6 protein-coding genes are annotated in these 8,634 nt (G+C 71.3%); 3 read left to right on the top strand and 3 right to left on the bottom strand.

Going from position 1 to position 8,634, the window contains the following annotated elements:
- Positions 1 to 247 precede the first annotated feature (247 nt).
- Positions 248 to 3,016, bottom strand: a complete 2,769-nt coding sequence (locus ACH4EB_RS32320) for a fructose-specific PTS transporter subunit EIIC (protein WP_398351735.1) — start codon at positions 3,014 to 3,016, stop codon at positions 248 to 250.
- 593 nt (positions 3,017 to 3,609) lie between these two features.
- Between ACH4EB_RS32320 and ahcY the strand changes: the two genes are divergently transcribed.
- Both ahcY and ACH4EB_RS32310 read left to right on the top strand, forming a co-directional pair.
- Positions 3,610 to 5,067 (top strand): adenosylhomocysteinase, encoded by a 1,458-nt coding sequence (gene ahcY, locus ACH4EB_RS32315; RefSeq protein WP_398351734.1) that lies wholly within the window; start codon positions 3,610 to 3,612, stop codon positions 5,065 to 5,067.
- A 132-nt stretch (positions 5,068 to 5,199) separates the two neighbouring features.
- Complete coding sequence (locus tag ACH4EB_RS32310; protein WP_398351733.1) at positions 5,200 to 5,814, top strand: hypothetical protein; 615 nt, start codon at positions 5,200 to 5,202, stop codon at positions 5,812 to 5,814.
- A gap of 54 nt (positions 5,815 to 5,868) precedes the next feature.
- On the opposite strand, the gene ACH4EB_RS32305 is transcribed toward ACH4EB_RS32310, so the two are convergent.
- Entirely contained in the window at positions 5,869 to 7,026 is a 1,158-nt protein-coding gene (locus ACH4EB_RS32305) for an RDD family protein (protein WP_398351732.1), read from the bottom strand.
- A gap of 129 nt (positions 7,027 to 7,155) precedes the next feature.
- On the opposite strand from ACH4EB_RS32305, the gene ACH4EB_RS32300 reads away from it, so the two are divergent.
- Entirely contained in the window at positions 7,156 to 8,163 is a 1,008-nt protein-coding gene (locus ACH4EB_RS32300) for a stage II sporulation protein M (RefSeq protein WP_398351731.1), read from the top strand.
- Positions 8,164 to 8,440: 277 nt separating this feature from the next.
- Here the strand turns inward: ACH4EB_RS32300 and ACH4EB_RS32295 are convergent.
- A partial coding sequence (locus ACH4EB_RS32295) for a hypothetical protein (RefSeq protein WP_398351730.1) occupies positions 8,441 to 8,634 on the bottom strand: 194 nt, incomplete at its 5' end.

Below are 8,634 nucleotides of genomic sequence, written 5' to 3'. Positions count from 1 at the left end.
AGCGGGTTGTGGTCGCTCAGGGGCCGTCCGGGACCGTTCCCCAGCCGACCGTGGTCGCCCCGGGAGCCGGTCCGTGGCTGCCCCCCCGGAGCCGACCCATCGCTGCCCCTGGGCGGCAGACATTCTCGTACGGGCAGGGGCCCCGCACCTGAAGTGGTGCGGGGCCCTGTGCCGTCTTCCGACTCCCAGCCGCTTCGGCCACCTGCCACCTGCCGACTGCCCGGCTACCCGGTTACTCGCCTGTCGGCTACCCGACCTCGCTCAGCACCCGCAGGATCGCCGTCTCGTCCGGCGCGTTCCGCAGCCGCGCCCGGAAGTCCGCGTCCATCAGCTTCCGGGACAGCAGCGCCAGGATGCGCAGGTGCTCGTCACCGGCGGCGGCTTCCGGTACGGAAATCATGAACACCAGCTTGGCGCGCGTACCGTCCAGCGAGTCCCAGTCGATGCCCTCGGTGGAACGCGCGAAGCCGACGACGGGGGCGGTCACCGCGTCCGTCTTGGCGTGCGGGATCGCGATCTCCTCGCCGAGGCCGGTGGTGCCCTGCGCCTCGCGCGCCAGCGCCACCCGGACCAGCTCCTCCACGTCCGCCACCTTGCCGGTACGGGCCGCGAGTTCCGCCATCTCGCGGATCGCGGCCTCCTTGCCGTCAGCGGCCAGCCGCACCTTCACGGTCTCCCGCGACAGATACCCGGAAAGCACCTCACCCCCCGGCTCGCCACCCCCTGCCTCCACGCCGCCCGACTCCGTACCCTCCAGCTCTGCGCCGTCCGGTTCCGCGCCCTTTGACTCCGCGCCCTTCGGCAACGCGCCCTTCGGCTCCGTGCCCCTCGTCTCCTTGCCCCTTGGCTCCGAACCCCTTGGCTCCGAACCCCTCGGCTCCGCGCCGAGCGCGCCTCCAGCCGGTGCCTCTCCACCCGAAGTGCCCGCACCCGACGAACCCTGGTAACCCGACGAGCCCTGGTCCGGCACATCCGAGGTGCCCTCACCCGGCACATCCGGTGAGCCTCCACCCGACGTGCCCGGTGAGCCTCCATCCGACGTGCTTGACGTGCCTACACCCGGCACAACCCCACCAGGCGCCTCTCCACCAGTCACCTCACCGGCCCCGGCACCCTCGACCAAACCACTCTCACCCCTGGCACTCCCAGCAACCCGGGCCACAGTGCTCCCAGCCCCGGCCCCGGCGCTTCCACCTCCGGCACCTCCGCCCTCGGCATTCCCGACCCCGGCACCTCCGCCCTCGGCATTCCCGACCCCGGCACCTCCGCCTCCGGCACTCCCGGCCGCCGCGACCCCGGCCGCACCAACCGCCATGCCCCCGGTAGCCCCAGTCACCACACCTTCATCAGCCATGGCCCCAGCCGCCCCAGCCGCCCCAGCCGCCGCGGCCACACCGACCCCAGCCGCCCCGACCCCGGCCGGCACCGGCCCGGAACCCGTCCCCAGCCCTGATGCCGGATCCGCCCCGATCTCCCCAGCCGCCGTACGCCCCTCAGCCGCCGCGCGCTCCTTCTGCCGCGCCGATACGTCCACCAGCGCGACCGTCACCAGTGCCGTCACGACCGCCCCGGCCGCCACGGCCACGAAGAACATCGGCACCCCGCCGACCGCACCGAGGATCGCCACGATCGGACCGCCGTGCGGCACCGCGTCCGTCACCCCGGCCATGCCGGCCACCGCGCCGGCGACCGCGCCGCCCAGCATGTTCGCCGGGATGACCTGCGCGGGCCGTGCCGCCGCGAACGGGATCGCGCCCTCCGATATGCCGAACAGACCCATGAAGAGCGCCGCCATGCCGGTCTCCCGCTCCTGGTCGGAGTACAGGCGGCGGCGGATCAGCGTGGCCAGGCCCTGGCCGAGCGGCATCACCGGGATCGCGGCGGCGCACATGCCCATGACGGTCTGGTTGCCGGTCGCGATCAGCCCCGTACCGAAGAGGAACGCCGTCTTGTTGACCGGCCCGCCCATGTCGAACGCGATCATCAGGCCGAGGACCGCGCCGAGCGCGATCGCGCTGGTGCCGGTCATCCCGCTGAGCCAGTCCGTCAGGTGCGTGAAGACCCACGAGATCGGCTTGCCGAGGACGTAGATGAAGAACAGCCCGAGCACCGCCGTCGCGACGATCGGGATCACGATGATCGGCATGATCGGCCGTACGAACCGGGGGACCCGGACCTTCTTGATCCCCAGGACCAGGTACCCGGCCAGGAAGCCCGTGACGATCGCCCCGATGAACCCGGCGCCCGCCTCGGAGCCGTACAGCTCGCCGGTGTTGGCTATCCAGCCGCTGATCATGCCCGGCACCAGCGCGGGCCGGTCCCCGATCGCGTACGCGATGTAGCCGGAGAGGATCGGCACCATGAGCTGGAACCCGATGGTGCCGATGTCGTTGACATGTGCCCAGAAGGTGCCCTCCGGGATGACCAGCCCCTTCGGCGTCGCCTGCCCGCCGACCGCCAGGGACAGCGCCAGCAGCAGACCGCCGACCACGACGAACGGGATCATGTAGCTGACACCGTTCATCAGCGCCTTGTACGCGAGGCCGCGCTCCTTCCCCCCGGAGCCACCGGCCCCCACGCCTCCTCCGGACCGCGCTCCCGACCGGCCGCTCCCGCCGGACCGCGCACCGGCCGTACCCGCGACGCCCGAACGGCCTCCGGCTCCACCGCCGGCCTCAGCCCCTGACCCAGTCCCGGCCCCTGCCCCGTCCGTCCCGTACACCGGCGCGCTCCGCACCCGCTCGATCAGCTCCTCGGGATGGCGGATGCCCTCGGCCACGCCCACCACCAGCAGCCTCTTGCCGACGAAGCGGGCCGGGTCGACGTCCTTGTCCGCGGCGATGATGACGCCGTCAGCACGGCTGACATCGTTGTCGGACAGGACGTTCTCGACGCCGATCGACCCCTGCGTCTCCACCTTCATCTCATGGCCGAGCGACTCGGCGGCCTGGGTCAGCTTCTCGGCGGCCATGTACGTGTGGGCTATGCCGGTCGGGCAGGCGGTCACTGCGAGCAATTTCAGACCTTGCCCGCTCCTCCCCGCGCCCTTGGGGGGATCAGCCGGACTGGTGGTCACGTGGTTCTCCTAACGGACGTGCGCGCGAGGTGACGTGCGAGTGTCCTCGCGCTCCCCGCATCCTGCAATACGGAGGGGCGGGCGCACAGTGCCCAACGCCACTCCACGTCGAAACGGAAGCCCGCAGCCCCCGTCCACGCGCCCACCACCTGCACCACCACCCCTGCCACCGGCGCCCCCGCCCGGCCCGCCGGCCCGCCGGCACCGGCGGCCGCTCGTAGTTTCCTAGGGCGGGCTGGGGTTCCCGGGGGCGATCGGTGTAGATTCGTGACCAGTGCCAGACGTCGCTGCTGATGGCGGTCGGGCGGTCCGCCCCGCGGGCCGGCCGAGGGAGAGAGGGCCTCCGACGGACTGCGCTGCGGCCAGGGGAGAGGTGTGTCCGCCCACGCGGAACCGCCCGTACGGTATGCCGTCCCGGACGGTATGTCGCTCATGCGATACGACCGCCCGCGCACGACTCCGGGCGGCGACGACCCCACCTGCCCGCGCCGCAGACTGCCAGCCAACCACCCTCGACCACGGGAGCAACCCGAATGTCGACCGCAGCCAACAGCCAGGACTTCAAGGTCGCCGACCTGTCCCTCGCCGCCTTCGGGCGCAAGGAGATCACCCTCGCCGAGCACGAGATGCCCGGCCTGATGGCGATCCGCAAGGAGTACGCCGCCGCCCAGCCGCTGGCCGGCGCCCGCGTCACCGGCTCGCTGCACATGACCGTGCAGACCGCCGTGCTGATCGAGACCCTCACCGCTCTCGGCGCCGAGGTCCGCTGGGCCTCCTGCAACATCTTCTCCACCCAGGACCACGCCGCGGCCGCCATCGCGGTCGGCCCGAACGGCACCCCCGAGAACCCGCAGGGCGTCCCGGTCTTCGCCTGGAAGGGCGAGACGCTCGAAGAGTACTGGTGGTGCACGGAGCAGGCGCTGACCTGGCCGAACTCGCCCACCGGCGGCCCGAACATGATCCTGGACGACGGCGGCGACGCCACGCTCCTGGTCCACAAGGGCGTCGAGTACGAGAAGGACGGCAAGGCCCCCGCCGTCGAGACCGCGGAGAACGACGAGCACCGCGCGATCCTGGAGCTCCTCAACCGCACCCTCGCCGAGAACCCGCAGAAGTGGACCAAGCTGGCGTCGGAGATCCGCGGCGTCACCGAGGAGACCACCACCGGCGTGCACCGCCTGTACGAGATGCAGCGCGACGGCGTGCTGCTCTTCCCGGCGATCAACGTGAACGACGCCGTGACCAAGTCGAAGTTCGACAACAAGTACGGCTGCCGCCACTCCCTGATCGACGGCATCAACCGCGCCACCGACACCCTCATCGGCGGCAAGACCGCCGTCGTCTGCGGCTACGGCGACGTCGGCAAGGGCTGCGCCGAGTCGCTGCGCGGCCAGGGCGCCCGCGTCATCATCACCGAGATCGACCCGATCTGCGCGCTGCAGGCCGCGATGGACGGCTACCAGGTCACCACCCTGGACGACGTCGTCGAGACCGCCGACATCTTCGTCACCACGACGGGCAACAAGGACATCATCATGGCCTCCGACATGGCCAAGATGAAGCACCAGGCGATCGTCGGCAACATCGGCCACTTCGACAACGAGATCGACATGGCCGGCCTCGCCGCCATCGACGGCATCGTCAAGGACGAGGTCAAGCCGCAGGTCCACACCTGGACCTTCCCCGACGGCAAGGTCCTGATCGTGCTGTCCGAGGGCCGCCTGCTCAACCTCGGCAACGCGACCGGCCACCCCTCCTTCGTGATGTCCAACTCCTTCGCGGACCAGACCCTGGCCCAGATCGAGCTGTTCACCAAGCCGGAGGAGTACCCGACCGACGTCTACGTGCTGCCCAAGCACCTGGACGAGAAGGTCGCCCGCCTCCACCTCGACGCCCTCGGCGTCAAGCTGACGACCCTCCGCCCCGAGCAGGCCGCCTACATCGGCGTCACGGTCGAGGGCCCCTACAAGTCCGACCACTACCGCTACTGATCCCCGCGCCCCCGGTGCCCGCCCCGCCACCGCGCACCTCGGGCACCACCACCGGCAGCCGGTGATCCAGGCCCCCGCCCAGCACCACGGCGGGGGCCTGACCCGTACCACCGGACCCGACCAAGGACCCCCATGCCCCGCGGCCGTTACTCCCTGCACGACCCGCACGATCACACCCCCCTCGGCGAAGAACACTTCCACTGCGCCCCCGGCCCCTCCGGCTGGCGCTACGTCTCCCAGCTCACCACCCCCTCCGGAGACCACGCGGGCTCCGTCGACCTCACCCTCGACGACCTCGGCCGCCCCATCCGTCTGGAACTCCACGCCGGCGGCTGGCAGGTACGCGGCGCCGCCCTGGAAGGCGTCACCTGGGTCCGTACCGACCCGTCCGGCGCGCACGCCACCGAAGGCAATGTCCCCGCCCATGCCTTCACCGGCGCGTCCCCCGCCTTTCTCATCGCCACCGCCCGGCTGCTGCGCCCCGCCCCCGGCGCCGGAGCCGTCCGCACCCGCCTGGTGGCCTTCACACCCCCCGTCCTCGCACCCCGCACGCTCGACCAGTCCTGGGCCTTGGTGAAAAGGACAGCACACCCCACTGACAACGGCCCGCTGACCGCGGACGAATACCAGGTCAACGACCTGGAGACCGGTGAACAGCACGCCGTCCACCTCGCCGGCGACGTCGTCCTGTCGGCCCCCGGCATCGAACTCGAAGACCTGGAAACCCCGCCCTCGACCTTCACCTGACCCGACCGCGCCCACCGGTGACCCGACCGCGCCCATCGGCACCGCACGCGCTTCTCACCCCGGCGGCGTGAACCCCCGACGCCGCTCCCGGCCACCCTCCGCCCCGCTCTCGGCCCCGGGCTCCACGGCCTCCCCGACCCCGCCCGGCGCCTCGCCGCCACTGCCGCTGCCGACTCGGGCTCCGCCGCCGGCCACGCTCCCGCCCGTCGCCTCGTCCGCTCCCACGGCGTCCGCCCCGCGCTGTCCCGCCGCCGGTATCGCGTACGACGTCTCCTCGCGCGCAGGCCCCGACTCAGCCGCATTCACCGAAGAATCCCAAGCCCCCGCCGCTCCGCCCGGCCCACCCGCTCCGCTCGCGTACACCGCACCCCCGTACGCGGCACCTCCGTACGCACCACCCGCATACGCCCCTCCATACGTGCCCCCCTGACCGGCCGCCACCGGCCCCGGAGCCCCCAACGGCGCTCCGAACGCCCGCTGCGCCTCCCGCGCCTGCCGCTCACCCATCACCGCGGCCAGATACACCGCCGGATACATCCCCGCCGGCACCGACGCCCCGGTCCAGCCGCACAGATCCGCCGCCAGCCGAGCCCCCATCGCCGCGCCGACCTGCGGATCGAGCTGCCGTATTCGGCTCAGGTACTGGCGCACCGTCAACCACCAGCCGTCCGGGACCCGCGACAGGTCCAGCGCGCCGAGTTCCGCCGCCAGCCAGGGCGGCGGGGGCGGCAGCACCGGCAGCCCGCGCGGGGTGGGTATCCGCTCCCGTACGACGACCGTGCCCGCGAACACGTCCCCCAGCCGCCGCCCCCTGACCGAGACCAGCGACGCGATGCACGCCACCACACCCATCGTCAGCACGATCTCCACGGCGCCCAGCGCGCCGCGCACCAGCGCGTGCCGGAAACGGACCGGCCCGCCGTCCTCGCGCACCACCCGCAACCCGCACACCAGCTTCCCCAGCGAGCGGCCGTGGCTCAGCGTCTCCACCACGATCGGCACCCCGACCAGCACCAGCACGAACAGCGCCACCGAGACGGCGGCCTCCGCCGCCTCGTCCATCGACGCCGTGGCGCTCAGCATCAGCACCGACACCAGGACGTACGCACTCCAGGTCACCGCGAGGTCGACGAGGACCGCCAGCGCCCGGCTCGGCAGCCGGGCCGGCCGCAGTCCCAACACCACCGCCTCGCCCGTCACGAGCTCGTTCACCTGCGCCGTCCTCCCTTGCCCCGGTCCCTGCCGGCCCGTTCCCGAACCGCTGCCCGCCCCACTGCCGACCAGGCCAGTCTGCCAAGCTGACGGCACAGTCACCGCACGGCGCCGCCAGGAGCTGAACCCATGGACCTCGATGTCTTCACAAGGGCCCACCGCGCCGAGTGGGACCGGCTCGAAGAGCTGCTGCGCCGCAAACGCCGCCTCACCGGCGCCGAGGCCGACGAGCTGATCACCCTCTACCAGCGCACCACCACACATCTGTCCCTCCTCCAGGCCAGTGCCCCGGACCCCGCTCTCACGGGACGCCTCACTTCTCTGGTGGCCCGTGCCCGCAGTACGGTCACCGGCGCGCGCAAGGCCTCCTGGCGCGACGCCGCCCGTTTTTTCACGGTGTCGTTCCCCGCTGCGGTCTACCGCCTGCGCCATTGGTGGATTCCGACGGCCCTGGTCTCCACCGGGGTCGGCGTCCTCATCGCGTGGTGGATCTCCACCCACCCCGAGGTGCAGGCCGCCATCGGCGCCCCCGAAGACCTCCGCGCCATGACCCGCCCGGGCGGGGAGTACGAGACGTACTACTCCAGCCACCCCGCCGCGTCCTTCGCGGCACAGGTGTGGACGAACAACGCACAGGCGGTGGCCCTGTGCCTGGTCCTGGGCGCCTTTCTCGGCCTGCCCGTCCTCTGGGTGCTCTTCCAGAACATGCTCAACCTGGGTGTCGGCCTCGGTCTGATGTCCTCGGCCGGCCGCCTCGACTCCTTTCTCGGCCTGCTCCTCCCGCACGGCCTCCTGGAACTGACCGCGGTGTTCGTCGCGGCCGGAGTCGGCCTGCGCCTGGGCTGGACCGTCATCGATCCCGGCCCGCGCACCCGCCGCATCGCCCTCGCCGAAGCGGGCCGCTCCGCCCTCGGCGTCGCCATCGGCCTGGCCGCCGTGCTGTTCGTGTCGGGCATTCTCGAAGGCTTCGTCACCCCCTCCGGCCTGCCGACCTGGGCCCGCATCACCATCGGCGTCCTCGCCGAGCTGGCCTTCCTCACGTACGTGTACGTGCTCGGCGGACGGGCCGTCCGTTCAGGCGAAACAGGGGACGTCGACGAGGCGGACCGCGAGGCCCCCGTCCCGACCGCCGCCTGATGTGCGTAAAGCCCCGCTGACCTGCTAATCTCCTGATCTCCCCAAGATGTCCGTTGACACGGGCAGGGCGGGGAGGTAGATTCGAACGGTTGCAACGGACTAGACATGTTCGAGCGCAACGGTTAGTCTCACATCTGCTTCGGCCGGAACATTGATTCCACGAAGCGCCTCCGCATCTTTATCCGGAAACCGTGCACCGATCTCAGATCGGCAAAACGCTTCTGATAAAGTCGGAACAGCCGAAAGGCAAACCCCTCCGATAAAGTCGGAAACGAATTCAGCCCGGAAACGGACTGTGAATCGGATCTGATAGAGTCGGAAAGGCCGGAAAGCGAAAGCCGGACGGCCGCCCCGCTCCAGCAGGGACCGGATACGGAAAGGCGGAAACGCCGAACGGGTCTGGTAAGGTTGGAACCGCGAAGAAGCCGAAAGGCCGAAACGCACCGGCGGAAATCAGGACCGCGAGGATCT

It is taken from the genome of Streptomyces sp. NPDC018045 (assembly GCF_044327445.1).
GTDB lineage: Bacteria > Actinomycetota > Actinomycetes > Streptomycetales > Streptomycetaceae > Streptomyces.
The sequence above is the reverse complement of the archived record's forward strand: the minus strand, read 5'-3'. Positions and strand labels throughout refer to the sequence as shown.